The 23,588-nt window shown below is 72.1% G+C and carries 22 protein-coding genes and 1 pseudogene; 9 read left to right on the top strand and 14 right to left on the bottom strand.

From position 1 onward, the window contains the following. Positions 1–27: 27 nt before the first annotated feature. From BZL64_RS03450 to BZL64_RS03435, 4 genes and pseudogenes are all read right to left on the bottom strand, one after another. Positions 28–906: an alpha/beta fold hydrolase gene (locus BZL64_RS03450; RefSeq protein WP_086766005.1), complete on the bottom strand. Its 879-nt coding sequence runs from the start codon at positions 904–906 to the stop codon at positions 28–30. 12 nt (positions 907–918) lie between these two features. Beyond that, entirely contained in the window at positions 919–1,620 is a 702-nt protein-coding gene (locus BZL64_RS03445; RefSeq protein WP_086766003.1) for an SDR family oxidoreductase, read from the bottom strand. Between the two features lie 93 nt (positions 1,621–1,713). Continuing rightward, a pseudogene (locus BZL64_RS03440) lies at positions 1,714–3,012 on the bottom strand (DUF3533 domain-containing protein). 257 nt (positions 3,013–3,269) lie between these two features. Beyond that, positions 3,270–4,658 (bottom strand): glycoside hydrolase family 43 protein, encoded by a 1,389-nt coding sequence (locus tag BZL64_RS03435; RefSeq protein ID WP_086766001.1) that lies wholly within the window; start codon positions 4,656–4,658, stop codon positions 3,270–3,272. A 230-nt stretch (positions 4,659–4,888) separates the two neighbouring features. Here BZL64_RS03435 and BZL64_RS03430 point away from each other — a divergent pair, with 230 nt between their 5' ends. Next, on the top strand, positions 4,889–6,310 hold the full coding sequence (locus tag BZL64_RS03430; RefSeq protein ID WP_086765999.1) for an amidase: 1,422 nt from the start codon (positions 4,889–4,891) through the stop codon (positions 6,308–6,310). Positions 6,311–6,567: 257 nt separating this feature from the next. Continuing rightward, positions 6,568–7,014: a type II toxin-antitoxin system PemK/MazF family toxin gene (locus BZL64_RS03425; RefSeq protein WP_086765997.1), complete on the top strand. Its 447-nt coding sequence runs from the start codon at positions 6,568–6,570 to the stop codon at positions 7,012–7,014. Positions 7,015–7,069: 55 nt separating this feature from the next. Here BZL64_RS03425 and BZL64_RS03420 read toward each other — a convergent pair whose 3' ends face one another. Next, complete coding sequence (locus tag BZL64_RS03420; RefSeq protein ID WP_086765995.1) at positions 7,070–7,957, bottom strand: TIGR02452 family protein; 888 nt, start codon at positions 7,955–7,957, stop codon at positions 7,070–7,072. Further along, on the bottom strand, positions 7,954–8,079 hold the full coding sequence (locus BZL64_RS41885) for a hypothetical protein (protein WP_279634586.1): 126 nt from the start codon (positions 8,077–8,079) through the stop codon (positions 7,954–7,956). Before BZL64_RS41885 ends, BZL64_RS03420 begins: the two co-directional genes overlap by 4 nt. Before the next feature lie 264 nt (positions 8,080–8,343). Here BZL64_RS41885 and egtA point away from each other — a divergent pair, with 264 nt between their 5' ends. From egtA to egtD, 4 genes are read left to right on the top strand one after another with little or no spacing between them, the layout of a single operon-like run. After that, a complete protein-coding gene (egtA, locus tag BZL64_RS03410; protein ID WP_086765991.1) occupies positions 8,344–9,651 on the top strand; it encodes an ergothioneine biosynthesis glutamate--cysteine ligase EgtA in 1,308 nt (435 codons plus the stop codon). Then, complete coding sequence (gene egtB, locus BZL64_RS03405) at positions 9,648–10,988, top strand: ergothioneine biosynthesis protein EgtB (protein WP_086765989.1); 1,341 nt, start codon at positions 9,648–9,650, stop codon at positions 10,986–10,988. The genes egtA and egtB overlap by 4 nt, the downstream gene beginning before the upstream one ends. Further along, entirely contained in the window at positions 10,988–11,776 is a 789-nt protein-coding gene (gene egtC, locus BZL64_RS03400) for an ergothioneine biosynthesis protein EgtC (protein WP_086765987.1), read from the top strand. Before egtB ends, egtC begins: the two co-directional genes overlap by 1 nt. Beyond that, the gene (gene egtD, locus BZL64_RS03395) at positions 11,773–12,750 is read left to right on the top strand and encodes an L-histidine N(alpha)-methyltransferase (protein ID WP_086765985.1); all 978 of its coding nucleotides are present in this window, start codon (positions 11,773–11,775) and stop codon (positions 12,748–12,750) included. Before egtC ends, egtD begins: the two co-directional genes overlap by 4 nt. 21 nt (positions 12,751–12,771) lie before the next feature. On the opposite strand, the gene BZL64_RS03390 is transcribed toward egtD, so the two are convergent. Beyond that, a complete protein-coding gene (locus BZL64_RS03390) occupies positions 12,772–14,040 on the bottom strand; it encodes an extracellular solute-binding protein (protein WP_086765984.1) in 1,269 nt (422 codons plus the stop codon). A 223-nt stretch (positions 14,041–14,263) separates the two neighbouring features. On the opposite strand from BZL64_RS03390, the gene BZL64_RS03385 reads away from it, so the two are divergent. Further along, positions 14,264–14,479 carry a dodecin gene (locus tag BZL64_RS03385; protein WP_086765982.1) on the top strand — a complete coding sequence of 72 codons (216 nt, stop codon included), beginning with the start codon at positions 14,264–14,266 and terminating at the stop codon, positions 14,477–14,479. 174 nt (positions 14,480–14,653) lie between these two features. On the opposite strand, the gene BZL64_RS03380 is transcribed toward BZL64_RS03385, so the two are convergent. Further along, on the bottom strand, positions 14,654–15,145 hold the full coding sequence (locus tag BZL64_RS03380; RefSeq protein ID WP_086765980.1) for a phosphatase domain-containing protein: 492 nt from the start codon (positions 15,143–15,145) through the stop codon (positions 14,654–14,656). A gap of 123 nt (positions 15,146–15,268) precedes the next feature. On the opposite strand from BZL64_RS03380, the gene BZL64_RS03375 reads away from it, so the two are divergent. After that, a complete protein-coding gene (locus tag BZL64_RS03375) occupies positions 15,269–16,300 on the top strand; it encodes an LLM class flavin-dependent oxidoreductase (protein WP_086765978.1) in 1,032 nt (343 codons plus the stop codon). A gap of 121 nt (positions 16,301–16,421) precedes the next feature. On the opposite strand, the gene BZL64_RS03370 is transcribed toward BZL64_RS03375, so the two are convergent. From BZL64_RS03370 to BZL64_RS03345, 6 genes are all read right to left on the bottom strand, one after another. Continuing rightward, positions 16,422–17,423 carry a PRC and DUF2382 domain-containing protein gene (locus tag BZL64_RS03370; RefSeq protein ID WP_086765976.1) on the bottom strand — a complete coding sequence of 334 codons (1,002 nt, stop codon included), beginning with the start codon at positions 17,421–17,423 and terminating at the stop codon, positions 16,422–16,424. 39 nt (positions 17,424–17,462) lie between these two features. Further along, entirely contained in the window at positions 17,463–18,323 is an 861-nt protein-coding gene (locus tag BZL64_RS03365; RefSeq protein WP_086765975.1) for a lysophospholipid acyltransferase family protein, read from the bottom strand. Further along, positions 18,323–19,096 (bottom strand): GNAT family N-acetyltransferase, encoded by a 774-nt coding sequence (locus BZL64_RS03360; protein WP_086765973.1) that lies wholly within the window; start codon positions 19,094–19,096, stop codon positions 18,323–18,325. The genes BZL64_RS03365 and BZL64_RS03360 overlap by 1 nt, the downstream gene beginning before the upstream one ends. 227 nt (positions 19,097–19,323) lie before the next feature. Continuing rightward, on the bottom strand, positions 19,324–20,073 hold the full coding sequence (locus BZL64_RS03355; RefSeq protein ID WP_086765971.1) for a succinate dehydrogenase/fumarate reductase iron-sulfur subunit: 750 nt from the start codon (positions 20,071–20,073) through the stop codon (positions 19,324–19,326). Continuing rightward, positions 20,070–22,019, bottom strand: coding sequence for a fumarate reductase/succinate dehydrogenase flavoprotein subunit (locus BZL64_RS03350; RefSeq protein ID WP_086765969.1), 1,950 nt, complete (start codon positions 22,017–22,019; stop codon positions 20,070–20,072). The genes BZL64_RS03355 and BZL64_RS03350 overlap by 4 nt, the downstream gene beginning before the upstream one ends. Positions 22,020–22,021: 2 nt before the next feature. Further along, positions 22,022–22,693 (bottom strand): succinate dehydrogenase, encoded by a 672-nt coding sequence (locus BZL64_RS03345; RefSeq protein ID WP_086765967.1) that lies wholly within the window; start codon positions 22,691–22,693, stop codon positions 22,022–22,024. A 119-nt stretch (positions 22,694–22,812) separates the two neighbouring features. Here BZL64_RS03345 and BZL64_RS03340 point away from each other — a divergent pair. Then, a partial coding sequence (locus tag BZL64_RS03340) for a LysR family transcriptional regulator (RefSeq protein WP_086765965.1) occupies positions 22,813–23,588 on the top strand: 776 nt, incomplete at its 3' end.

Here is a 23,588-nt window from a genome sequence, read left to right as displayed (position 1 = left end):
GCCGCCGGCTTCCGGCCCCCCGCCCGCTCAGGCCCCCCAGGCCAGCAGCTCCGCCACGATCTCCGGCCGCTCCAGTGAGATGAAGTGGCCCGCTCCCCGCAGCTCCGTGAACTCGGCGGCGGGCAGCAGCTCCTTGTTCGCCCGCCGGTCCGACGGCCGGGACCAGTCCTTCTCGCCGTAGACGAGGTGGACGGGGGCCTTGACCTCGGGGTAGCGCGAGCGGGCCGCGATGAGGCTGGGCAGGGCGCGGTACACGGCGCGGGCGACGGCCGGGTAGCCGGGGCGGCTGCCCGACCGGAGGAGTTCGTCCACGTAGTCCGGCCGCAGAGCGCTGTTTTCGATCAGACCGCCCTGGAGGATCCGGCCGAGGACCGCTCGGTTCTCCATCCGGGCGACGACCTGGCCGACGCCCGGAGTCACAGCCCCGCCGATCACCACGCGGGCGAGAGTGCCGGACCGGGTGATTCCGCCGCGGTAGTCGTACGCGTTGACCGCGACGACCCGCCGCACCCGCGCCGGCAGCCCGGCCGCGGCGGTCAGGGCCAACACCGCGCCCATGGACTCCCCGACCAGCGTCACGTCGTGCAGGTCGAGTTCGGTGAGGAGCCGCTCGACACCCGCGCGCATCGCCGGCTCGTCGTACGACGCGCCGGGCACGATCTCGGAGTGGCCCATCCCGGGGAGATCGAGGGCGTACACGGTGTAGTGGTCCGAGAGCAGCGGGATGAGGGAGCGGAAGTGCTCGGCCTGCGTGCGCACGGTGTGCAGCAGGACGACGGGAGCGCCCCTGCCCGCCTCGAGGTAACGCAGCGTTCCCTCGCGGCTCAGGCGTCCGCCGCGCGGGGCGAGGGTACGGACGGCGGTCCCCGGAACGTGGATCGTTGGGTGGGACTCCGTGGTGGACATCGCGCCGGGCCCCTACTTCGCCAACTGCTCGTACAGGCCCGCCAGGTCGCCTGCGAGACCCGCCTTGACCTGCCGTGAGATGTCGTCGGCGAGCACCTCGTACGCTCCCGCCTCGACCCCGTCGAGGGCGAGTACGGCGACGTCACGGGGATCGGACTTGGGTGCCTCGACGCCGGCCGCCAGGTCGGTGTCCACGTAGCCCACGTGCAGTCCGGTGACGGCGATGCCACGCGGCTGCAGCTCCAGGCGCAGGGAGTTGGTCTGCGACCACAGGGCGGCCTTGGAGGCACTGTAGGAACCGCCGAGGGCCAGCCAGGACAGCACGGAGTGCACGTTGAGGAGGTGGCCGCCGCCGTTGCGCTCGATGACCGGCACGAAGGCACGGGCGACCAGCAGCGGGCCGTAGAAGTTGGTCTCGAACTCGCGGCGCACGTCGTCGACGGGCGAGTCCAGGAAGGACGCGCCGACCGCCGCACCGGCGTTGTTGATCAGCACGGTGACGTCGCCCGCCTGTGCGGCGGCCGCCGCCACGGACGCCGGGTCGGTGACCTCCAGCGCCACCGGGACCGCGTCGGGATGCGTCACGGAACGCGGGTCTCGGGCCGTGGCGTACACCTTGGCGGCACCGCGCGTGTAGAGCTCCTCGACCAGGGCCTTGCCTATCCCCCGGCTGCCGCCGGTGACGAAGACGTTTGCGCCCTTGAGGGTGGTCATGACTGCCTCCAGAAATGAGAAACCGATCGGTTTCCACTACCGTAAACCGATCGGTTCCGGTGCGCAAGCCCAACGGTGGCGCCCCACTTTCCGCTACACCGGGACAGCGGCCTCCTCGGGCTTCCCCTCCGCCGGGATGCGGTCCAGCCCCTTGCGGTCGTACCAGTTCGTCACGCCGAACCCGAACAGGACGCCCGCCGTGAGCCCGGCGGCCATCATCACCCAGGCACGGGTCAGGCCGGCGTCGGCCTGGGCGTCGTAGTAGAGGATCGAGCGGAGTCCGCCGGTGAGCTGCCGCAGCGGCTCGAACTCGGCGAGGAAGCGGTAGAAGCCGGGCAGCGCCTCGATCGGCGTGGTGGCACCGGCCGTCGGCACCGCCATTCCGATGAAGACCAGGGTGACGACCAGCATGCCGGGCGTACCGAAGACGGCGAGGAGGGAGAGCGCGCCGATCCCGGAGACGGCGATGGCGGCCACCGAGAACAGCCACAGCAGCGGCAGATGGGAGGCGTCCATGCCCATGAGGCCGACCGCACCCACCATGACCAGGGTGCCCATCAGCACGGACAGTCCGGCCATCAGGGTGCCGGCGACGGCGAGGGTCTACACACGGGTGGCCCGGACGAGCGGGCGGTGCAGCCGCCGCGGGCCCATGTCGTTGCGGGTGTAGCCGAGGGCGTGGTCCACCTGGCCGCTGATGACGTTGGCGGAGAGCATGCCGCAGACCACCAGGACGAGAGCGTAGTAGAACGCCGTCAGGCCGAGGCCGCTGTGCGAGTCGAGGGGATGCCCGTCCCTGACCGTGACGGCCGCCGGGTCGGCCAGGAGGAGGCGTGCCGCGGTGGACAGGTCCGCGGACCCTGACCCGTTCCGCGCGGTCAGCTCCCTGCCCACCTGGAGCGAGGCGTTCCGGGCCGCCTCCGTCGTGGCGGTCCGTGCCAGGCCGGAACCCACACTGCCGGCGGACTGGTTGGTCAGCACCGTCAGCGTCGGGCGGGCCGGCGCAGCGGTGGCCGGGGCGTCCGTCAGCGCGGTGACGGAGGAGGTGAAGTCGCCGGGAACGACGAGCGCGCCGAACAGCTCGCCCTTGCCGATCCGGTCCTTCATCTCCTTCTCGTCCATCACCTTCCAGTCGATCTTGTCCCCGCCCGCGGCGGACTTCTTGACCGACTCGGTGATCTGCCTGCCCAGGTTGACCTGCTCGCCCCCGGCTGCGGCACCCCTGTCGGCATTGACCAGACCGACGGGCAGCTCCTTCATGTGACTGACGGGGTCGATGCTCGCGCCGACGTAGAACACGGTGAACAGCAGCGCCAGGACGCCGGTGATGACGCCGTTGGCGATCCACAGCGGTTTCGCGCGCAGGACGCGGAAGGGGTGGGTGGGCTGCATGGCCTGCTCCGATCTCGACAACACGACTTCGTCAGGAGACCGGACGGCACCGTCGCGGGCCGAGCTCCCCGGTACGCCCGGCCGTCGGCGGTACTCCTCGGAGGGGCGGCACCGGGAACCACGAAACCGATCGGTTTCTACGCCATCGTAAACCGCTCGGTTTCAGTGGTCAAAACGAGCGGCTCCCCGAGGTCCCGCAGGCGAGGACAGGCCGCACGAAGTCACGTCGGCCGAGATCGGACCTGACGCGGGCCCCATCAGGCCCAGGCGGTCACCGGCAGGAAGGAGCTGTCCGTCCGGAACAGTTCCGTGCCGTCGGACTGCTCCACGCGGAGCTGGTAGTTGTAGTGGCGCAGGTAGTACCCGGGGTAGTTGTACGACTCGAAGCGTGCCGAGCCGCTCGTGGTGCCGGTCCGGGCGATGAAGGTGGCGTCCTTGGCGAAGGTCGACGTGCCGTCGTTCGGGTCGAAACGGGCGCGGTAGGAGTAGTGGCGCAGGTAGTTGCCCGACGCGTCGCGGAAGGAGTAGCCGTTCGCGTCCGCGAGGCCGGGGACGACCGTGAAGGTGGCCGCCTGCTTCTCCGCGGCCGTGCTGGAGGCGGTCACCACCGGGAGGTTGAGCAGCGAGGACTGCGCCTGCCAGTGCCGGGTGGTGTAGTTGACGGAGCGGAAGGAGCGGGTGACGTTCTTGGGGAGGCTCACTCCGCCGGTCACCGTCTCCTTGACGACCGTGAAGTGGCGGGCCGTGCCGGAGACGGCCGGGAGACCCTTGGGCGCGCTCCAGGTGGTGAAGGTGTCGTAGCTGTCGCTGTAGTAGTAGGTGCCGTCGCCGTAGCCGTCGAAGAAGAGACGCCAGCCGCCGTTGTCGAGCTGGACGAGGGCCGGGCCCTCCCGGTAGCTGCCCCAGCCCGCCCAGTCGCCGGTACGGGAGATGGTGTAGGGGCCGGCGAGGCTGGTGGCGGTGGCGTACTCGATGTACTTGGTCGTCTCGTTCTTGGTGAAGGCGTGGTAGGTCGAGCCGAGCTTCACGACGAAGGTGTCGATGTGGTTCTTCCCGATGCCGGACAGGGCGACCGGTGAACTCCATGCGGTGAGGCCCGAGTTGGTGGCCTTCAGCAGGTAGGGGGTGAAGATCCACTCGTCGTCCGTGGTGGAGCAGGACACGATGACGTTCACGCTGCCGTCGCTGTCGACGAAGAACTCCGGCGCCCAGGCGCGCGAGAGGTTCGCGATGGGCACCGTGTAGTCGTACAGGAACGACCAGGTGAGCCGGTCGGTGCTGCGGGCGAAGCCGATGGTGGTGCTGGGGTCCTGCCAGGTGTGGGTGGTGTACGTCAGGTAGTAGTAGCCGTTGGTGTGCTTGATGACGCTCGCGTCGCGGATGCGGTTGGCGGGCGGGGTGTAGGCGGCGGACTTCGCGAGGCGGAAGTCGGTGGCGTCGTCCGACTGATAGACGTTCACCGTGCCGTCGTTGCTGTCCAGGAACGGCACGATGGTGTAGCGCGTGGCCGAGCCGCTGGGCGGGGCGGCGGCGAGCGCGGTGCCGAGCAGGCCGGGCATCTCCCCGAGCACCAGCGCGGAAGCGGGCAGGGCGGCCAGGGCACGCAGCAGGCTGCGGCGGGACGGGGTGGGGCGACGTGTGGTCATGTGCGGCTCTCTCCCTACGGCTCAACGTTCGACTTGCCGAACGGGGTTCGGAAAGTCGATCAGAAGGTAGGGGTGGCTCCAGGGCACGTCAATGCTTTGCGCAGGAACGGCCGTGCCCTGTGCGACGCCTGTGGCGGACACGGAGACTCGCGGCCCGCCGGAGTGCTTTCCGCCGCCGGGCCCCAGAGGTTACCGTTCGGTAGACGACGTGCTCCCGGAGGTGCTCCGCCATGCCGCTCGACCGTTCCGCAGGCCTCATCGACACCGCCCGCGCACTGGCCGCAGGGGAGGTCACCTCCCGTGCGCTGGTCGAGCGGGCCCTGGCGCGGATCGAGGCGACCCAGGACACCCTCAACGCCTTCCGCATCGTCCGCGCCGAGGCCGCCCTCGCCGAAGCTGACGCCGCGGACCGGGAGTTGGCCGCCGGTGTGCGCAGGCCCCTGCTGGGGGTGCCGGTCGCCGTGAAGGACGACATGGACGTGGCGGGCGAGCCGACCGCCTTCGGCTGCGCCGGCACCCACCCGGCGGTCGCCGAGGACGGGGAGGCGGTACGGCGGCTGCGCGCGGCGGGTGCCGTGATCGTCGGCAAGACCAACACCTGCGAACTGGGACAGTGGCCGTTCACCGAGGGTCCGGCCTTCGGCGCCACCCGCAATCCCTGGCACCCCGGGCACACGCCAGGGGGCTCCTCCGGCGGCTCGGCAGCCGCGGTGGCCGCGGGCCTGGTACCGGCCGCGCTCGGCTCGGACGGCGCAGGATCGGTCCGCATCCCGGCGTCCTGGACCCACCTCGTCGGCGTCAAACCGCAGCGCGGACGCGTCTCGACCTGGCCGCGCGGCGAGTCCTTCCAGGGCATCACCGTCAACGGCACCCTCGCCAGGACCGTGGCCGACGCGGCCCTCCTCCTCGACTCGGCGAGCGGCAACCATCCGCGCGACCCGCACTGTCCGCCCGCCGTCGACGCCCTCGCCGCGGTCGGCCGCGACCCCGGCCGGCTGCGGATCGCGCTCGCGCTGAAGCCGCCGTTCACCGCCGTGCCCGCCCGGCTGCTCCCCGAGGTCCGCGACCGGGTCGTCGGCCTCGCCGGGACACTGGCCGGGCTCGGACACACCGTCGAGGAGGCCGACCCGCCCTACGGGCAGATCGGGCTGACCTTCGTGCCACGGGCGACCGCCGGCATCGCCGAGTGGGTCGCCGACGCGCCGTTCCCCGCGCTGCTCGACCGGCGCACCCGTGACGCCGCCCGGCTGGGCCGGCTCCTCGGCGGCGCCCCGCTGCGCGCGGCCCGCCGTGCGGAGACGGTCCTGCACCGCCGTATCGGCCGCTTCTTCGAGACGTACGACGTGGTGCTCTCGCCCACGACGGCCGCTCCCCCGCCACGCATCGGCGCGCTGCTGGAGCTGAGCGGATTCGCCACCGACCGGGCCATGATCGCCGCGTGCCCCTACGCGTGGCCCTGGAACGTCCTCGGCTGGCCGGGCGTCAGTGTGCCCGCGGGTCTCACGCCCGCCGGGCTGCCGGTCGGGGCGCAACTCCTCGGCCCCGCCGACAGCGAGCCGCTGCTCCTGTCGCTCGCCGCCCAGTTGGAGGCGGAGCTGCGCTGGCACGAACGGTGGCCTGAGCCGCTCGTGACGGATTCCCCGGCGGTGTGAACCGGCGCAGGCCGAGCACGAGGCGGATCCCGCCCGACCGCATGGCAATGGCAATGGCAATGGCAATGGCAATGGCGACCAACGGGCTTGGTCAGCAGGTGGTTTCACCGGTCGGGTCATGACGAGCACGGCCCGCAGGGGATTTCACTCGACGGGCCATGTCGCCGCTGGGCGCACGGAGGGTGCGGTCGCCGCCGGCCGGGGCCGTGACGGACCGCGGTCGCCGCCGCGTCCGGGGCAGCCTCTAGGGTGCCCTCGTGACCGCGTCTACCGAAGAGAACGTTCCGGGCCGCTTCGGCCCCTCCGCCACCACCGAGGCCGAGCCGCGCGAGGTCGGGCGGGTGCGCACCGAGTACTCGCCCGCGCACGACGGCGACCCCGACCCCGGCGAGATCGTCTGGACCTGGGTGCCCTTCGAGGAGAACGACGGGCGAGGCAAGGACCGCCCGGTGCTGGTCGTCGCCCGCGAGGCGGCCGGCACCTTCCTGGCCGTGCAGCTCTCCAGCAAGCGGCACGACGGGGACCGCGAGTGGGTGCCGATCGGCAGCGGGCCCTGGGACCGCTCGGGGCGGGACTCCTGGGTGGACATCGACCGTGTGCTGCGGCTGCACGAGTCGGGGATGCGCCGGGAGGCCTGCGCCCTGGACCGGATGCGCTTCAACCTGGTGGTGCACCGGCTGCGGGAGCGGTACGGCTGGAGCTGAGGAACGGACGGGCCGGTCAGGACCGCGGATCACCAGTGGCCGAGCGGCGGCCGGGTCATTCCCGGTTCTGCTGCCCCGGCTCCGGGAACGCACGTGCGAACGCTGCCCGGACCGTGCTGCCCGGCGTCCGGTCCAGCACGCCGAACACCACGTGCGCGAACGTCCGCTCGAAGCGGCCACCGGGTCCCAGCAGCGTCCGGAAGGCGCCCGCCACCTGCGCGGGGTCGTTGCGGAACACGCCGCAGCCCCAGGCGCCGAGGACCAGTCGCCGGTAACCGTGCGCCGCGGCCGTCTCCAGCACGCGTTCGGCGCGTACGGCCAGGGCGCGCGGCAGCTCCGACGCCCGCTCCGGCGCCGTACGCAGCACCACTCCGGCGTTCGGCGCGGCGGCCGTCAGGAAGCCGGCGGTGTACGGCTCGGACAGGAACCGGCCCCGGTCGTCGCGGAACACCGGCACGGCGGGTGAGTGGATGACACGGTCCGTGTAGAAGGGGTCCCGGTGGGCCCGGTGGTGGTCGTAGAACTCCGGCGCGCGCAGCAGACACGTGTACAGCGCCGAGCCGCGGCACAGGGCTTCCTCCTGGGCCTGGGCACCGTTGAGGTAACCGCCGCCGGGGTTGCGGGCGGAGGCGAAATTGAGGACCGCCACCGGGGCGTCCGCCAGTCTGCGGGCGGCCTCCAGGCTGCTCTCGCCGGTGACCTCGATCCGCGGTTCGGTCGGCGCGGCTTCGGAACTCGCTTCCCGAGCCGTTTCCGGCACCGGCACCGGCACCGGCACCGGCACCGGCACCGGCACCGAGCCTGGTCCCAGCATGCGGGTCCCCTCCCGAGCGGCCTCGACCGCGGCGGCGAGCGGTATCTCGCGTCCGTCCGGCATGCGGTACGCGCCCGCCGCCACGGCCGCTTCCGTCTCCCGCGCGATTCCGCGCAGCCGCGCGCTCATGGCGCCACCCCCGTGGACGCCACAGCCGCCTGCCGCACGGTGTGCCGCGCGGCGTACCGCATCCCGCCCGTCTCCCCCGTCGTCCGGCCCGTCGTCCGGCCCGTCTCCCCCGTCGTGCTCATGCACGCATCGTGAGCGATGCTGGACAGGCGGTGCAACCGGGTTTCCACCGATCCGGGGAACACCTGCGGGACTCACCGGAAACGCGCGGGAAACGGTGGGGAGGCGGTAAGGAACTGGTAGGGAAGCGACGGTTCTCCGGTCCCGGACGCATCCTTGGGCACTCTTGTGCGATTCGACGCGAGGGTCTTGGGTGGATGAGCGAACCGGTCCGGCGCCACCGAAGCCGGACTGGTGGCATGGTGGAATCTCAGGAGGATCCCGACATGTCCGACACATCGAGCAGCGCTTCGGGGAGTGACTGTACGGAGACCCGTACGGCCCTCACCGAGGCGGAGGTGGAAGCCCTGGTCAAGGGCATCTGCTTCAAGACCGGGCCGCCCCGCACCGTCGGGGTCGAAGTGGAATGGATCGTCCAGGAGCTGCGCGGACCGCGGCTCCCCGTCACACCCGAACGACTCGCGGCGGCCTACGAGGCCCTGCGGACGGTGCCGCTGTCCTCGGCGCTCACCGTCGAACCCGGTGGCCAGCTGGAGCTCAGCTCGCCGCCCGCCGCCTCCCTCATGGAGTGCGTGAGAACCGTCTCCGCCGACCTGGACGCCGTCCGCGCGGTCCTGCGCGAGGCGGGACTGGTCCTCGCCGGACTCGGCACCGACCCCTGGCACCAGCCCCGCCGGTTCCTGCACGAGCCGCGCTACGACGCCATGGAGGCGTATCTCGACCGCACCGGTCCGGCCGGGCGGGCCATGATGTGCACCTCGGCCTCCGTCCAGGTCTGCCTCGACGCGGGGCACGAGGAGCCCGGCCCGCTGGGACACGGGCGGCGCTGGTGGCTGGCGCACACGCTCGGCCCGGTCCTGGTCGCCGCCTTCGCCAACTCGCCGCTGCTGGGCAGTGCTCCGACGGGCTGGCGCTCCACCCGGCAGCTGCTGTGGATGGAGATCGGCGCGGGCCGCGCGGGCGCACCCGCCCTGGACCGGGAACCGCGCGCCGCCTGGGCCCGGCATGTCCTGGACGCCCCGGTGATGTGCGTACGCCGGGACGCCGGTCCGTGGGACGTGCCCGAGGATCTGACCTTCCGGGAGTGGACCCGGTCGGGAACGCCCACGCGGGCGGATCTCGACTACCACGTCTCCACGCTGTTCCCGCCGGTCAGACCACGTGGCCATCTGGAGCTGCGGATGATCGACGCGCAGCCGGGCGAGGACGGCTGGATCGTGCCGCTCGCCGTGACGACGGCGCTGTTCGACGATCCGGAGGCCGCCGAGAGCGCCTACCGGGCCGTGAAACCGCTCGCGGAACGGTCCCGGTCGCTTCCGGCCCCGCACAATCCGCTGTGGAGCGAGGCCGCACGCGCGGGCCTGGCCGACCCCGAACTGCGCGAAACCGCTGTGGCCTGCTTCACGACGGCCCTGGAGGCACTGCCCCGGATCGGCGCCACCACCGAGGTGACGGACGCCGTCGCCGCGTACCTGGAGCGCTACGTCCGCAAGGGCCGCAGCCCCGCCGACGACCAGCTCGACCGCCTGTGCGGCACCGACGGCCGCACACACGGGAAGGACATCCGCACATGACCGACCTCGCACCCGAGACCCTGGACGCCGAGGCGCTGGACACCGAGGCGCTCCGCGAGCGGGCGCTGACCACCCTCGTCACCGCCCGCGAGCGCACCACCCTTCTGACGAGCTGCGTCGAGGAGCCCGACCTCACCGCTCAGCACTCCCCGCTGATGTCCCCCCTGGTGTGGGACCTCGCGCACATCGGGAACCAGGAGGAGCTGTGGCTGCTGCGCGCCGTGGCCGGCCGTGACGCCATGCGCCCCGAGATCGACGGGCTGTACGACGCCTTCGAGCACCCTCGCTCCGAGCGGCCCTCGCTGCCGCTGCTCCCGCCCGCCGAGGCCCGCGCCTACGCGGCGGAGGTGCGCGGGCGGGTCCTGGACGTGCTGGAGTCGGCCGACTTCGACGGAACGCGGCTGACGGAGGCGGGTTTCGCCTTCGGGATGGTCGCCCAGCACGAACAGCAGCACGACGAGACGATGCTGATTACCCATCAGCTCCGTACGGGCCCGCAGGCCCTGACCGCCCCCGACCCTCGGCCGGTCCCGCTGTTCACCGGGCCGTCCGAAGTGCTCGTGCCGGGCGGCCCGTTCACGATGGGCACCTCCGGGGAGCCGTGGGCGCTGGACAACGAGAAGCCGGCGCACCGGCGTGAGGTGGCGGCGTTCCACATCGACACCACGCCGGTGACCAACGGCGCCTACCAGGCGTTCATCGCCGACGGCGGTTACGACGACGCCCGCTGGTGGACGCCGGAGGGCTGGTCCCACATCCGCCGGCACAAGATCGTCGCCCCGCTGTTCTGGCACCGCGACGGCAGGCAGTGGCTGCGCCGCCGCTTCGGCGTCACCGAGGTCGTGCCGCCCGAGGAGCCGGTGCTGCACGTGTGCTGGTACGAGGCCGACGCCTACGCCCGCTGGGCCGGGCGGCGGCTGCCCACCGAGGCCGAGTGGGAGAAGGCGGCCCGCTTCGACCCGGCGACGGGCGGCTCGACGCGCTACCCGTGGGGCGACGCCGACCCTACGCCCGAGCACGCCAACCTGGGCCAGCGCCATCTGCGCCCGGCGCCCGCCGGCAGCTATCCGGCGGGAGAATCCCCTCTGGGGGTACGGCAGTTGATCGGCGACGTGTGGGAGTGGACGTCGAGCGACTTCCAGCCCTATCCCGGGTTCCGGGCGTTTCCGTACAAGGAGTACTCGGAGGTCTTCTTCGGCCCCGAGCACAAGGTGCTGCGCGGCGGTTCGTTCGCGGTGGACCCGGTGGCCTGCCGGGGCACCTTCCGCAACTGGGACTATCCGATCCGGCGGCAGATCTTCTCCGGCTTCCGCACCGCCCGCACGGGGGCTCTCTGATGTGCCGTCACCTCGCGTACGTAGGCCCGGAGGAGCCGCTCGGCGCGCTCCTCGTCGAGCCCGCGCACGGCCTGTACCGCCAGTCCTGGGCACCGCGCCGGCAACGGTACGGAACGGTCAACGCCGATGGTTTCGGAGTGGGTTGGTACGCCGGGGACGACCCGGTGCCGGCCCGCTACCGCCGGGCCGGGCCGATCTGGGCCGACCTGTCCTTCGCCGACCTGGCCCGCGTCGTGCGCAGCCGGGTGGTGCTGGCCGCCGTACGGGACGCGACGCTGGCCGGGGCGGACGCCGAGGCGGCGGCTGCGCCGTTCGCGGCGGGGCCCTGGCTGTTCAGCCACAACGGGGCCGTGCCGGGCTGGCCGGGGTCCCTGGAGCCGCTCGCGCGGTCGCTGCCGGCGGCCGCGGTGCTGTCCATGGAGGCGCGCAACGACTCGGCGTTCGTGTGGGCGCTGGTCCTGGCCCGGCTGCGCGCCGGGGACACGGAGGGCCAGGCACTCGCCGACACGGTGCAGGAGGTCGCCGCGGCGGCGCCCGGCTCCCGCCTCAACCTGCTGCTGAGCAACGGCGACGCCGTCACCGCGACGGCCTGGGGGGACACCCTGTGGTACCTGACGGAGCCCGGCCGCGCGGTCGTGGCCTCCGAGCCCTACGACGACGATCCGCGCTGGCAGGAGGTCCCCGACCGCACCCTGCTCACCGCGACCCGCACCGAGGTGCTGCTCACTCCGCTCAAGGATCCCAGCGCGGAGACGGCGCCCGTACGACCCGAGGAGTCCGGCTCGTGAGCCCCTTCCAGATCACCCGCACCCTCCCCGAGGACGCCACGGACGCCGCCCTGCGCGCCGACGTCCTCCAGGGCCTGACCGCCACCCCGAAGACGCTGCCGCCGAAGTGGTTCTACGACGCGCACGGCAGCGAACTCTTCGAGCGGATCACCGAGTTGCCCGAGTACTACCCGACGCGGGCGGAGCGCGAGATCCTCGTCGACCGGGCCGGTGAGATCGCCGCCGCGACCCGCGCCCGCACCCTCGTCGAGCTGGGCTCCGGTTCCTCGGAGAAGACCCGCCATGTGATCGACGCGCTGACGGACCTGGACACCTATGTGCCCGTCGACGTCAGCGAGAGTGCCCTCACCGGAGCCGGCCGGGCGCTGATCGCCGAGCGGCCGGGCCTGAACGTCCACGCCCTGATCGCCGACTTCACCGCCCCGCTGACGCTTCCCGACACTCCGGGTCCGCGGCTGGTGGCGTTCCTCGGCGGCACGATCGGCAACCTCCTGCCCGAGGAGCGCGCCGCCTTCCTCGGCTCGGTCCGCGCACTGCTCTCGCCCGGCGACGCGCTGCTGCTCGGCACCGACCTCGTCAAGGACGAGGAGGTCCTGGTGCGGGCGTACGACGACGCGGCCGGGGTGACGGCCGCGTTCGACAAGAACGTCCTGGCCGTCGTCAACCGGGAGCTGGGCGCCGACTTCGATCCCGGCGCCTTCGACCATGTCGCGCTCTGGGACGCGCGCAACGAGTGGATCGAGATGCGGCTGCGGTCCCGCACGGCGCAGACGGTGAAGCTGCCGGCGCTGGATCTCGCCGTGGACTTCGCGGCGGGTGAGGAACTGCGTACGGAGGTGTCGGCGAAGTTCCGTGAGGAGGGCGTGCGTGCAGAACTGTCGGCGGCCGGAATGGAGTTGTCCCACTGGTGGACGGACCGGGAGGGCCGCTTCGCGCTCTCGCTGAGCACCGTGTCGCTGAGCACCGTGCGGTAGGGCCGCGGCGGGGCCGGCCGGTCAGCCCGCCGAGACCGTCAGCGCCTGCGTGATGCTGCGGGAGGCGCGGCGGGCCTCGGTGGCCGGATCGGCTCCGCCGAGCACCTTGGTCATGTACGTCTTGATCGGGTTGTCCGCCTCCACGGCGGCCCACTCGGGTGTGCTGGGGGTCGCCCGCCCCTGTGCGGCCCCGGCCGCCATGGCCGCGACCCCCTCCTCGCCCGCGACGGCCGACGCCAGTTTCGCCTTGTTCGGCACATAGTTCATGGTGCGGGCCAGGTCGGAGTTCCACTCGGCGCCGGCCAGCGCGGCGACCACCGCGACGGCCCCCTCGCGCTGTCCGGTGTTGCGGGGCACGACGAGATCGGAGCCTCCGATGAAGACGGCACCGGGCTTGGCCGCGGACTTGCCCGGTACGGGGAAGTAGCCCAACTTGCCCTCCAGGGCGGGGTTCTGCTTCACGACGGCTCGTGCGAGGCCGGGGACGGCGACGATCTGGGCCACCTTGCCCGCGGCGAACACCCCTGCCTGCGGCGGGTGTTCCTCGTCGGCGTCGACCGGGCCCGCGCCGAGGGCCTGGAGGCGCTGGTAGTACGTCATCCCGCGCAGGGCGGCCGGGGTGTCCAGGCTTCCCTCCCAGCGGCCGCTGTCCTCCGTGGCGAGGTCGCCGCCCTCGTCCCAGATGAATCCGGAGAGGGTGTACCAGTCCTGGCCGGCCAGGTAGATGCCCTGGTTCCCGCCCGAGTTCAGTTTCTCCGTGGCGGTCAGCCACTCCTCGCGGGTACGCGGCGGGGCGGTGATCCCGGCCTGCTCGAAGAGGTCCTTGCGGTAGATCACGACACGATTGGCCGCGTACCAGGGGATGCCGTACTGGTGGAATCGGCGCTGCCCGGGATCGGCGAGGCCGGGGAGCCACTCGTCCTTGTCCCACTTGGCGACGGACTCCAGGGTCAGGTCGAGCAACCGGTTCCCGTCCACGTACTGCGGGACCTGCGTGTTGCCGACCTCGATGACGTCCGGTCCGCCCTCACCCTCGCTCTCGCCCTCCAGGGCCGTCTGCACCTTCTCGCCGATGCCGGTCCACTCCTGGATGCGGATGTCCAGGTCGAGGTCGGGGTGATCGCGTTCGAAGCCCGCGGTGAAGCGGTCCAGGAAGTCCTGCGAGGCGCTGTCCTTCATCAGCCAGACGGTGACGGTGTGCCGGTCGCTGCCGCCGATGCCGGGCACGGCACCGCAGCCGGTGACGAGGGAGGCGGTCACGCAGAGGAGGGCGAGGAGGCGACGTCTCACGGGGGTCCTGTTCTGCCTGGTGGACAGGGATGAGGGGCCCGGCGTGGGGGAAACGGGCATGGTTGCCCGAACGGGTGTGCAGGATTTTGGTATGGACCAATGCGGAGGTCAAGGGGGAACAGGCCCACACCTCCGACGCCTCGCGCTCCGCCGCAGCTTGGGGCACGGTGGAGTGACGCGTGACACACGTGACACCGCCGTCACGGCCGAGAGGAGCACCCGCATGTCGAACCACACCTACCGGGTCACGGAGATCGTCGGCACCTCGCCCGACAGCGTGGACCAGGCGATCCGCAACGGCATCTCCCGTGCCTCGCAGACCCTGCGGCACCTGGACTGGTTCGAGGTGACCCAGGTGCGCGGCCAGATCGAGAACGGCGACGTCGCGCACTGGCAGGTGGGCCTCAAGGTCGGTTTCCGCCTGGACGCGCCGGAGTGACGCGGAGCGGCCGCCCGGCCACGGCGGCACGGACGGTCCGGCCCGCGGACCGCCGGACGGAGTGAGCCGGCCCGAGTGGCGACCCGCCACTCGGGCCGCCCGCGCCTCGGGTACGCCGCTCCAGCCACGCCCCACGACTCAGGGACGCATCACGCCTCAGGCATGCATCACGCCTCAGGTCCGCCCCTCCCGCTCCTGCGCGACGCGCAGTGCGGCCGAGGGTTCCGCCCAGCGCGCCCGGATCACGGTGAAGCCTGCCGCCTCCGCGTCGTCGCAGACGAGTTCGTCGTCGTCCACCAGGACCCGCACCTCGCGGTCCTTGCCGAGCCGGCGCAGGATCTCCAGCTTGGTGCGGCGCGCGGGCCTGCGGTCGCCGTCACGCCGCATGTACACCCGCCCTTCGGGCAGTCCGTGCCGGTCGAGCCAGTCGCGGGTGTCCCGCCGGCAGCGCTCGGGCCGCCCGGTCAGGTAGACGACCTCGCACTCCCGCGCGCTCTCCACGGCGAGCGCGATCCCCTCCGCGAGCGGCGGGTCCTGCGGCGCCGCCGCGAAGAAGGCGTCCCAGTCGCGCGGCTTGCGCTCCAGGAACCGCTGCCGGTGAGCGGTGTCGGCAAGGGTGTTGTCGAGGTCGAACACGGCGAGGGGCCGCCTGCTGCTGTCGGTCACACCACCACCCTAGAGACCGCCCGAGGCAGGGCAACCGCACGGTCCCTCAGCTGCTCATGGAACCATCCTCGGTGCTCAGCCGCCGTACGGGAATCACGGCGCCCGCCACGCGTTGAACACCCTGTGAGCTCTGTGATCGAAGCCGCCAGGTTCTCCGTCCTCGACCGTTCCCGCATCCGCGAGGGTCATCCGGCCGACGCGGCGCTGCGGGACACCGTGGCGCTGGCGCGCGAGGTGGAAGCACTCGGTTACGAGCGTTTCTGGCTGGCCGAGCACCACGGAGTGCCCGGGGTGGCCGGCTCGGCGCCGACCGTGCTGGCCGCCGCCGTGGCCGCCGCGACCGGCACGATCCGGGTCGGCACGGGCGGGGTCATGCTGCCCAACCACCGGCCGCTGGTGGTCGCCGAGCAGTTCGGGGTGCTGGAGTCACTGTTCCCCGGCCGGATCGACATGGGGCTGGGCCGGTCGGTCGGCTTCACCGACGGGGTCCGCAGGGCGCTGGGACGCGACAAGGACGACGCCGAGGATTTCGGCGCCCAGGTACGGGAGTTGCTCGGCTGGTTCCGCGGCGGCTCGCCCACCGGCGTGCGCGCCCGCCCCTCCGAGGGGCTGACCGTGCCGCCGTTCGTGCTGGCCATGGGCGAGGGCGCGCGGATCGCGGCCGAGGCGGGGCTGCCGATGGTGATCGGGGATCTGCGCGACCGCGACCGGCTGCGGCGCGGGGTCGACGAATACCGTGCCCGTTTCCGCCCGTCCCCGTGGGCCGCGGAGCCGTACGTCGTCGTCTCGGGCACGGTCGCCGTCGCCGCGACACCGCAGGAGGCCCGTCGGCTGCTGATCCCGGAGGCCTGGTCGATGGCGTACTCCCGCACCCGTGGGACGTTCCCTCCGCTGCCTCCGGCCGAGCGGGTCGAGGCGCTTTCGATGACACCGCGCGAACGCGGCCTCTACGAGTCCGCTCTGGCCGGTCAGATCGCGGGCACCGAGGAACAGGTCACCGACGAACTGGAGACGGTGCTGAAGGACACGGGTGCCCAGGAGGTCCTCGTCACCACCAGCACCTACGACCGGTCGGCGCTGCTCGACTCCTACCGGCGGCTGGCGGCCGTCGTGCACGGACCAGGCCGGAAACCGAGCCGGGAACCGCGTACCTGAACCGGTGAAGCGGGTCGCGGAGTTCCGACACGGGCGGCGGTCAGGTACCGCCGCCCGCCGCGTCACCGTACCGCCGGGGCCACCGCGCGGTCGGGTTCGCGTCGCTGTGGGACGACCGGCCTCACGGGCGGTCCGGCGGGTTGTCGCCGTATCCTTCCGTCTCGATCCCCTCGGCCTCGATGCGCTCCTTGCGGACCTGGCCGCGTACGGTCTCCTCCTCGGTGTGCTCGTCCGCGGTCAGCCGGACCCTTTCCACCGGCACCGTCTCGGTCTCCACCACGGGGCGTTCCTCGTGCAGGGTGACCTCGTGCTCGGCCTCGCTGATCTCCGGCCCGGTGAGGGCGGCGTCGCGGTTGGCCTCGGTGATGGGCTCGCGCTCGATGCGTGCCTGCTCCTTGCGCACGGACACGGTCTGCTCGACGTCCTCCGTGACGACGTACTTGCGCAGTCGGGCCCGTCCGGTCTCGCGCCGCTCGACACCGACGTGCATCCGCTCCTCGGAGCGGGTCATCGCGTCGCCGGAGGAGGCCATGGCGTCGCCGCCGGCGCGGCCCGCGCCGTACCCGGTGTCCGCCTCGCCCGGACGCATGCCCGAGGCGATGCCCGATTCCATGCCCGATCGCGTGCCCGATTGTGTGCCCGGCGCCGTCCCGGCTGCCGTGTCCGGGCGGCGCGTCGCGGGGGCGGCTCCCGCCGCCGTTCCGGCCGCGGCGGCGGTGCCGGTGCCGGCGGCCTGAGCACTGCGGTCGCCCTGGCCGGCCTGGCCGCCGTCCGGACCGGAGGTGTCGTCCTCGAGGACGCTGTTCCAGTCGATGCCGTAGTAGTCGTACAGGCGGTGCTCCTCGGACTCCGAGAGGTGCCCGCCCGAGTCGACGTCCACGTTGGGTGCGCCCTTGATGCGGTCCTTGGCGTAGGGGACCTCGATGTGGTCCTCCACCATCGAGGCGTCGCGGATCGGCACGAAGGACTCGCTCGAACCGAAGAGGCCCGTCTTGACCGTCACCCATTCGGGGCGCCCGGTCATGTCGTCGAAGAAGACGTGCCTGGCTTCGCCGATCTTGTGACCCTCCCCGTCATAGACGGGGTGGTCCAGCACATTTCTGATCTCTTCCCGGGCGATCATGGCATCGCCCTCCCTTCCAGACGGCTTCTGGTTTCCGAGTCACCTCCCCACTGGACAGGAAACGGACAAATGCCTACTTTCCTCTCGTCGGTTCGTCGCCGCCGCCCGCACTGACGCCGTCCCCTCGGGCCCGGTCCGCGCCTGGGCGGCCCGTGCCAGTGACCGGCGGTCGGCATGGGCGCCGGGGCGCAGCGCCGGGCGCACCTCGACCTCGGCCACCAGTCCGCGCGCCGTGACCACCCGCCACACCGAGGCCAGCAGCGAGTCGTCGCCGACGAACGCGGGGACCGTGGTGGCGCCGCCGCCGGTGAGCCGGTAGCGGATGCGGAGCGGCTGGACGGGCACCCCGGCGTCCAGGGCGGCCTGGAAGACGGCCCGGCTGAAGGGGCCCTGCGCCCGGCCGCACCAGGTGCTGCCCTCGGGGAAGACGCCGACGGCCGCCCCCGAGCGCAGCAGTCCCGCGATGTGGTCGACCGTGCCCGGCAGGGTCCGCAGCCGGTCCCGGTCGATGAACAGGACGCCGCCACGGGCGGCCAGCGGGCCCGCGACGGGCCACCGCCGTATCTCGGTCTTGGCGACCATCCGGGCGGGGCGGACCATGGCCAGCAGCGGGATGTCCAGCCAGGAGATGTGGTTGGCCACCAGCAGCAGGCCGCCGTCGGGTACGGCGGCCCCGGTGAGCCGCGGCCGGACCCCGGCGGCCCGGACGGCGGCCCGGCACCACCGGCGCACCAGCGAGGCCGGGACACCGCGCCCGGCCGGCAGCAGCGCGATCCCGGCCAGCAGCAGCGCCGTTACGGCCAGGAGCCGCAGCACGGCCCGCGGTACGCCGGTGAGGGAACCCGTCCCCTCCACGCACGCCCGCGGGGTGCAGGGCGCGCTGGGCAGCCAGGCGCTCATCAGGCCGGGACGAGCGAGAGGAAGTGCCGCAGGTAGCGCGGGTTGACCCGGCGCATCGACAGCAGCACGTAGAGGTCGGCGACCCCGAAGTCCGGGTCGTGGGCGGGCTCGCCGCACACCCAGGCGCCGAGCCGGAGATAGCCGCGCAGCAGCGCGGGCAGCTCGGTGCGGGCGGGCGGCGTCAGGTCCGGCTTCGGCACCCACGGCAGCAGCGGACGTACCCGGAACTCCTCGGGCGCCAGGTGCTTGTCCCGTACGCGGTCCCAGGCGCCGGCCGCGGCGGTGCCGCCGTCGGCGAGGGGGACGGAGCAGCAGCCGGCCAGCCACTCGTGGCCGTTGTCCACCATGTAGCGGGCGATGCCGGCCCAGATGAGGCCGATGACGGCGCCGTCGCGGTGGTCGGGGTGCACGCAGGAGCGGCCGACCTCGACGAGGCCGGGGCGGATCCCGTCCAGCGGCGTCAGGTCGAACTCGCTCTCGGAGTACAGCCGTCCGGCGACCGCGGCGCGCTCCGGCGGCAGCAGCCGGTAGGTGCCGACGACCTGGCCGGTGTCGGTGTCGCGCACCAGCAGGTGGTCGCAGTAGGCGTCGAAGGGGTCGGCGTCGAGGCCGGGCTCGGCGGAGGTGAGCAGGGCGCCCATCTCCCCGGCGAAGACGTCGTGGCGCAGCCGCTGCGCGGCCCGCACGTCCGCCTCGTCGCGGGCCAGGGTGACGGTGTAGCGGACGGGGGCCGTGGACTGCACGGGACGAGCGAGGGTGGAAACGCCGGTCATGGCTCTCTCCTGGACACGCACGAGGTGGGGACGGAGCGGTACCCCCTGTTTCTTCCGATGCCGGTTGGCGTGTACGTGACGTGTGCCAGGAGTGCGGGTGTGGGGATGCTGAATGCCTGGCGCTCCCCGGTTGCCGCCGAAGCCAGACGGGGCCGGGGATGAGCACCACTCCCGGCCCCGCCCGTCCGCGCGTTTCGGCGAACGTCTTCTTGCTGCGTGGTCCGCGCTCAGCGCTTGGCCACCTTGCGGGTGGCGCGCAGCCACTCCTTGTTCATCGCGGTGATGGACACCAGGGGGATGCCCTTCGGGCAGGCGGTGGCGCACTCGCCGGCCAGGGTGCAGCCGCCGAAGCCCTCCTCGTCCATCTGGGCCACCATGTCCAGCACCCGGGTCTCCCGCTCGGGCGCGCCCTGCGGCAGGACGTTCAGGTGGTTGACCTTGGCGGAGGTGAACAGCATCGCGGCGCCGTTGGGGCAGGCGGCCACGCAGGCGCCGCAGCCGATGCACTCGGCGTGCTCGAACGCGAAGTCGGCGTCCGGCTTGGGCACGGCGGTGGCGTGGGCCTCGGGGGCGGCACCCGTGGGCGCGGTGATGTAACCGCCGGCCTGGATGATCCGGTCGAACGCCGTGCGGTCCACCACCAGGTCCTTGATCACGGGGAAGGCGGATGCCCGCCACGGCTCGACGTCGATCGTGTCGCCGTCCTGGAAGGACCTCATGTGCAGTTGGCAGGTGGTGGTGCGTTCCGGCCCGTGCGCGTCGCCGTTGATGACGAGGGAGCACGCGCCGCAGATGCCCTCGCGGCAGTCGTGGTCGAAGGCGACCGGGTCCTCGCCCTTGAGGATGAGTTCCTCGTTGAGGGTGTCGAGCATCTCCAGGAAGGACATGTCGGAGGAGATCCCGTCCACCTCGTACGTGGACATGGCGCCGTCAGCGTCGGCGTTCTGCTGCCGCCAGACGCGCAGGGTGAGCTTCATGCGTAGCTCCGCTGGGTGGGGTGGACGTACTCGAAGGCCAGGTCTTCCTTGTGCAGGACCGGGGCATCGCCGGTGCCGGGGAACTCCCATGCGGCGGCGTAGGCGAACTCCTCGTCCCGGCGGGCGGCCTCGCCGTCCGGGGTCTGGCTCTCCTCCCGGAAGTGGCCGCCGCAGGACTCGGCGCGGTGCAGCGCGTCGAGGCACATCAGCTCGGCCAGTTCCAGGTAGTCGACGACGCGGTTCGCCTTCTCCAGCGACTGGTTGAACTCCTCGCCGGTGCCGGGGACCTTGATGCGCCGCCAGAACTCCTCGCGGATCTGCGGTATGCGCTCCAGCGCCTTGCGCAGCCCTGAGTCGGTGCGGGCCATGCCGCAGAACTCCCACATCAGTTCGCCGACCTCGCGGTGGAAGGAGTCGGGCGTGCGGTCGCCGTCGACGGACAGGAGCAGGTTGAGGCGGTCCTGGTTCTCCGCCAACACCTCCTGGACGACGGGGTGTCGGTCGTCGATCCGGCTCTGGTGCGGGTTGCGGGCGAGGTAGTCGTTGATGGTCGCGGGGAGCACGAAGTAGCCGTCGGCCAGCCCCTGCATCAGCGCGGACGCGCCGAGCCGGTTGGCGCCGTGGTCGGAGAAGTTGGCCTCGCCGATCGCGAACAGGCCGGGCACGGTGGTCTGGAGGTCGTAGTCGACCCACAGGCCGCCCATCGTGTAGTGCACGGCCGGGTAGATCCGCATCGGCACCCGGTACGGATCCTCGTCGGTGATCCGCTGGTACATGTCGAAGAGGTTGCCGTACTTGGCCTCGACGGCCTTACGGCCCATCCGCTCGATCGCGTCCGCGAAGTCGAGGTAGACGCCCTGCCCGCCGGGTCCGACACCCCTGCCCTCGTCGCAGACGTTCTTCGCGGCGCGGGAGGCGATGTCCCGCGGGACGAGGTTGCCGAAGGCCGGGTAGACCCGCTCCAGGTAGTAGTCGCGCTCGTCCTCGGGGATCCGGTTCGGCGGCCGGTCGTCGCCCTTGGCCTTCGGTACCCAGATCCGGCCGTCGTTGCGCAGCGACTCGCTCATCAGCGTCAGCTTGGACTGGTGGTCGCCGGTGCGTGGGATGCAGGTCGGATGGATCTGTGTGAAACACGGGTTCGCGAAGTAGGCGCCACGCCGGTGCGCCCGCCAGATCGCGGTCGCGTTGGAGTTCATGGCGTTCGTCGACAGGTAGAAGACGTTTCCGTAACCGCCGCTGGCGAGTACGACGGCGTCCGCGAAGTAGGTGTCGATCCGGCCGGTGATCAGGTCCCGCGCGACGATCCCGCGCGCCTTCCCGTCGACGACGATCAGGTCGAGCATCTCCGTGCGCGGGTGCATCTCGATGTTCCCGGCGGCGATCTGCCTGCTGAGTGCCTGGTAGGCGCCGAGCAGCAGTTGCTGCCCCGTCTGGCCGCGGGCGTAGAAGGTGCGCGACACCTGGACGCCGCCGAAGGAGCGCGTGTCGAGGAGGCCGCCGTACTCCCGGGCGAAGGGGACGCCCTGCGCCACGCACTGGTCGATGATCTCGACGGAGATCTGCGCGAGGCGGTGGACGTTGGACTCCCGCGCCCGGAAGTCGCCGCCCTTGACGGTGTCGTAGAACAGCCGGTGGACGGAGTCGCCGTCGTTGCGGTAGTTCTTCGCCGCGTTGATGCCGCCCTGCGCGGCGATCGAGTGGGCGCGGCGCGGGGAGTCCTGGTAGCAGAACTGGACGACGTGGTAGCCCTGTTCGGCGAGGGTGGCGCCGGCGGAGCCGCCCGCGAGGCCCGTGCCGACGACGATGACGGTGTGCTTGCGCCGGTTGGCCGGGTTGACCAGCTTCGCCTCGAAGCGGCGCGTGTCCCAGCGCTCGGCGATCGGTCCGGCGGGGGCCTTGGCGTCGGCGACGGGTTCACCGGTCGTGTAGTCCGCGTAGGAAGTCATGTTCAGCTCACCACTTTGGTCATGACGCCCACGGGTACGGCGATGAAGCCGGCCGTGAGCAGCAGCGCGAGGACGTCGGCGACGATCTTGAGGGCGCGGTCGCGGGTGCGGCTGCCGGCGCCCAGGGTCTGGGCGGCGCTCCAGAAGCCGTGCCGGACGTGCAGGCCGACGGCGAGCATCGCGACGATGTAGATGACGTTGCCGTACCAGGTGGAGAAGGTGTCCACGACGTTCTGGTAGGGCCGGCCCTCCTGGAAGCCTCCGGAGTGCACGGTGCCGGTCGTCAGGTCCAGGATGTGCCACACGATGAACAGGCCGAGGATGATCCCGCCCCAGCGCATGGTGCGCGTCGCATAGCTGGTCCGCGCCTTCTTGTGGACGTACTTTCCGGGACGGGCCTTGATGCCGCGGCGGCTGAGCTGGTAGGCGGACACGGCGTGCGCGACCACCGCGACGACCAGCACGACGCGGATCAGCCACAGCGTCCACTCGTAGTGCATGAACGGCTCGCCGACCGTGCGCAGCCAGTGCGCGTAGTGGTTGAACTCGCCCGGCCCGAAGAAGATCTTCAGATTGCCGATCATGTGGGCGACCAGGTACAGCAGCATGATCAGACCGCTGACGGCCATCACTGTCTTCTTGCCGACGGAGGAGTCCCACACCGTGCGCGCCATGGACGTCCGTCGGTCCGTCCGCGTTGCCAGAGCCATGGAAGGGACGCTAGGGCCGAACGGCCTCATCAGTCCAAGACATGGTCCGGCTCGTTTCCATAGGGAACGCCTATCATGGCTGGATGCAGTTCCAGCAGCTCCAGTACTTCGTGGCGGTCGCCGAGACGCGGCACTTCACCCGGGCCGCCGAGCTGGTGCATGTCGCCCAGCCCTCGCTTTCCCAGCAGATCAAGGCGCTGGAGCGGGAGTTGGGGGCCGACCTGTTCCAGCGGGCACGGGGCAACATCACCCTCACCGACGCCGGCGAGGCACTGCTGCCGCTGGCCCGCCGGATCCTCGCGGACACGGAGACGGCCCGGTACGAGGTGCAGGAGCTGGCGCAGCTGCGCGGCGGGCGGGTCCGGCTGGGCGCGACGCCGAGTCTGTGCACCGGCCTGCTGCCGGACGTGCTGCGGGCCTTCCACGACCGCTACCCCGGCATCCGGCTGCTGATCGAGGAGGGCGGCTCGCACGACCTGGTGCGGGAGCTGGCCCGCGGCGCGCTCGACCTCGCCCTGGTGGTGCTGCCGCTGCCCACGCCCTCCCCCGCCCTGACCACGGTTGAGCTGTTGCGGGAGGACCTGGTGGTGGTGTCCTCGCCGGAGTCGCCCAAACCCGGACACGGCCGGCGGACCGTGCGGATCGCCGACCTGGAGGGCGAACGCCTGGTGATGTTCCGGCACGGCTACGACCTGCGCGAGCTGACGGTCGCCGCGTGCCGCTCCGCCGGGTTCGAGCCCGACTTCGCGGTGGAGGGCGGGGAGATGGACGCGGTGCTGGGGTTCGTGCGGGCGGGGCTCGGCATGGCCGTCGTACCGCGCATGGTCGCCGCGCGGTCGGGGCGGGGCCTGCGGGTCAC

The sequence above is a fragment of the Streptomyces bobili genome, assembly GCF_002154575.1.
GTDB lineage: Bacteria > Actinomycetota > Actinomycetes > Streptomycetales > Streptomycetaceae > Streptomyces > Streptomyces bobili.
This window is presented reverse-complemented; position numbering and strand designations above follow the sequence as displayed.

Coding starts and splice junctions, on each gene's coding strand:
- BZL64_RS03430 (WP_086765999.1), top strand. CDS start 4,889: ATGCCGCTCGACCGTTCCGCAGGCCTCATCGACACCGCCCGCGCACTG.
- egtA (WP_086765991.1), top strand. CDS start 8,344: ATGTCCGACACATCGAGCAGCGCTTCGGGGAGTGACTGTACGGAGACC.
- BZL64_RS03350 (WP_086765969.1), bottom strand. CDS start 22,019: ATGACTTCCTACGCGGACTACACGACCGGTGAACCCGTCGCCGACGCC.
- BZL64_RS03345 (WP_086765967.1), bottom strand. CDS start 22,693: ATGGCGCGCACGGTGTGGGACTCCTCCGTCGGCAAGAAGACAGTGATG.
- BZL64_RS03365 (WP_086765975.1), bottom strand. CDS start 18,323: ATGAGCGCCTGGCTGCCCAGCGCGCCCTGCACCCCGCGGGCGTGCGTG.
- BZL64_RS03360 (WP_086765973.1), bottom strand. CDS start 19,096: ATGACCGGCGTTTCCACCCTCGCTCGTCCCGTGCAGTCCACGGCCCCC.
- BZL64_RS03385 (WP_086765982.1), top strand. CDS start 14,264: ATGTCGAACCACACCTACCGGGTCACGGAGATCGTCGGCACCTCGCCC.
- BZL64_RS03450 (WP_086766005.1), bottom strand. CDS start 906: ATGTCCACCACGGAGTCCCACCCAACGATCCACGTTCCGGGGACCGCC.
- BZL64_RS03445 (WP_086766003.1), bottom strand. CDS start 1,620: ATGACCACCCTCAAGGGCGCAAACGTCTTCGTCACCGGCGGCAGCCGG.
- BZL64_RS03355 (WP_086765971.1), bottom strand. CDS start 20,073: ATGAAGCTCACCCTGCGCGTCTGGCGGCAGCAGAACGCCGACGCTGAC.
- egtB (WP_086765989.1), top strand. CDS start 9,648: ATGACCGACCTCGCACCCGAGACCCTGGACGCCGAGGCGCTGGACACC.
- egtC (WP_086765987.1), top strand. CDS start 10,988: ATGTGCCGTCACCTCGCGTACGTAGGCCCGGAGGAGCCGCTCGGCGCG.
- BZL64_RS03435 (WP_086766001.1), bottom strand. CDS start 4,658: ATGACCACACGTCGCCCCACCCCGTCCCGCCGCAGCCTGCTGCGTGCC.
- BZL64_RS03420 (WP_086765995.1), bottom strand. CDS start 7,957: ATGAGCGCGCGGCTGCGCGGAATCGCGCGGGAGACGGAAGCGGCCGTG.
- BZL64_RS03370 (WP_086765976.1), bottom strand. CDS start 17,423: ATGATCGCCCGGGAAGAGATCAGAAATGTGCTGGACCACCCCGTCTAT.
- BZL64_RS41885 (WP_279634586.1), bottom strand. CDS start 8,079: ATGAGCACGACGGGGGAGACGGGCCGGACGACGGGCCGGACGACGGGG.